The sequence below is a fragment of the Gulosibacter sp. 10 genome (assembly GCF_900163695.1).
In the GTDB taxonomy this organism is placed as follows: Bacteria; Actinomycetota; Actinomycetes; order Actinomycetales; family Microbacteriaceae; genus Gulosibacter.
The window spans coordinates 1-2158 of record NZ_FUIC01000028.1 but is presented as its reverse complement, the minus strand read 5'-3'; the positions used below and the strand labels follow the sequence as shown (position 1 = coordinate 2158).

Sequence of the window (2158 nt, the reverse complement as noted above, 5' to 3'; positions counted from 1 at the left end):
TCCTACACGGACAGCGACGCGCTCAACGGACTACACCCTCGTTCGAGAAGAGCCGAATATCTCAATACCTCGCCGCCAAACCCCTTCCGCTCCGCGCGACTCCCGCGGCCGGATCCTCCTCCTGGCGCTCGGCACGTTCGCCGTGGGCACCGATGCCTTCGTCGTCGCGGGCTTCCTGCCGCGGATGGCGGCCGAACTCGAGGTGTCCGAGGGCGCGGCCGGCTACTCGGTCACGGTCTTCGCAATCTGCTACGCGGTGCTCTCGCCGCTGCTCACTACCGTCACGGCGTCGGCGCCGTAACCGGAACGCAGCCCTCGAGCAGGCTGACAGATAGGTTCGGCGGCACGAGGGCGCTGATCGCCGGATACGCGCTGATGACCTGCACGCTCGCCGCGTTCGGCGCCCTGGCCTGGATGGGCGTCGTATCGCCGATCCATGCATGACGTTCGCGCATCGTCGTACAGGGAAAAGGAAGCGCCCCGCGCTGGACACAGCGCCCGTCGCAGAGCTAGAGTGACAGCATCACGACTGGTCGTCATCCCCGACAAGGGGAGGCGGCCAGTTTTTTTATATGCTGTGGTCATGCCCAGCACATACACTAAGCCACTTCTTGCGCTCGAGGAGCAACTTGCGAGGCTCGTCGAACGTGGAATGGAAATACGAGATGAAGAATCAGCACTCCGAAAACTCCAGGCAATCGGCTACTACCGTCTCTCGGGCTACTGGTATCCGTTCCGCGAGGAGCCCTCTGACCTCGCTAGGCCAAGACCGTCGACTTTCGCCCACGGAACGACTCTTGACGAGGTCATCGAGATCTATTGCTTCGACGAACATCTCCGCGCCGCGTTGCTCGGGGCAATTGCCCGGATCGAAGTTGCTCTACGGTTCTGGGTCGGGCACCGCCTGGGCAGACGGGGACCATTCGCCCATACGGACGCGGCTCAACTGGATCCGAACTGGAGCGCCCCCAGGAGCAGAATCTGCAATCGGCCGGACAAACTCAACGCCTGCTCATGGCAAGACAGTGAGCATGACGAATGGTTAGCGAAACAGCGACAGATCGAAGATATCTCGAATGAAGCATTCGTCGCACACATCCACAACAGTTACGGCAAGCCCCTGCCGGTCTGGACCGCGACAGAGACGATGACGTTCGAGTCACTCAACCGGCTATACGGCAACTTGCTCCCTCAGGATCGCGAGCAGATCGCAGTCGAGCTCGACGTGCTTCGAGAAGACGGCAACGGCGATGTCGCCACATTCGCCAACTGGATCGAGCACCTGCGACAAAGCCGGAATCTCTGTGCGCACCATGCCAGGCTCTGGAATCGCAACCACACTGCGCCACTGGCAGTACCGTATTCATCGCCTGAGCTTCAGCATCTGCTGTCGTCGAATGTCCATGGTGATGGTGCACGCGAAGTCTCGTTGGCCGCTCGTCGCGTCTACGGGACCATCACTCTCGTGGCATATCTTCTGGCTCGAATCGACTATTCGAACCAGATGAGAGACGAACTCTTGAACCTCGTGCTCGCGTTCGCAGGAAACCGTCCCGAACGCTTGGCATCGATGGGCTTTCCCGAGGACTGGCGCGATCAGGAAATCTGGAGCAGAGACTACGGGACATCCCCGGAACGGAGGGCGCAGGCAAAACTGCTGCGCCAAGTCGAGGTCCTCTACGCAAAAGACGCTGCAGAGCGACTCTGGAAAAAGGACGCTGAAGGAAACCGTCGATCCCTGCTCAACTACTACCGCAAACGCGGAGCGCTTCTGTCGGTCCCGGGCACGAGCGCCCATCGCTACCCGTCATTCCAATTCGACACCTCGACGGGCGATGTCTATGACCTCGTCATCACGGCCAATCGCCGCCTTCTGGACGGACAGCGCGGCAGCGAGGAGACCCGTTGGCGCGCCCTGGCGTGGTGGCTCACACCTCTTCGAGCGCTGGGCTCCAGCACAAGCCCACTCGATGCGTTGACCGGCAATGCCCTAACGCAACGAATTCTCGATGATCTGCTCGCCCCAAGGGCCGATGAGCAACCGATCTCGAGAACCTGATCCAGCCCCAGGCTTATAACTCCTCGGCGGATGTCTCGTTAAGCGGCTCTTCACGAACGAGGGTGTAGTCGAGGTCTGAAACCGCCGGCTTCGAGCAGA

General features: G+C 60.9%; 2 protein-coding genes and 1 pseudogene. 2 read left to right on the top strand and 1 reads right to left on the bottom strand.

Features of this window, described 5'->3' with window-relative positions; all coding sequences use genetic code 11:
* Positions 1-301, top strand: a pseudogene (locus FM112_RS17435) (hypothetical protein); the annotation flags it as partial.
* On the opposite strand, the gene FM112_RS17260 reads toward FM112_RS17435, so the two are convergent.
* Complete coding sequence (locus FM112_RS17260; protein WP_176386791.1) at positions 282-455, bottom strand: hypothetical protein; 174 nt, start codon at positions 453-455, stop codon at positions 282-284. The pseudogene FM112_RS17435 and the gene FM112_RS17260 sit on opposite strands and share 20 nt — an antisense overlap.
* Before the next feature lie 128 nt (positions 456-583).
* On the opposite strand from FM112_RS17260, the gene FM112_RS11140 reads away from it, so the two are divergent.
* Positions 584-2059, top strand: coding sequence for an Abi family protein (locus FM112_RS11140; protein ID WP_176386790.1), 1476 nt, complete (start codon positions 584-586; stop codon positions 2057-2059).
* Positions 2060-2158: the final 99 nt, after the last annotated feature.

What these genes read in the sequence shown, in the direction of transcription:
- FM112_RS17260 (WP_176386791.1), bottom strand. Translation starts at nt 455, where the DNA reads ATGCGCGAACGTCATGCATGGATCGGCGATACGACGCCCATCCAGGCC.
- FM112_RS11140 (WP_176386790.1), top strand. Translation starts at nt 584, where the DNA reads ATGCCCAGCACATACACTAAGCCACTTCTTGCGCTCGAGGAGCAACTT.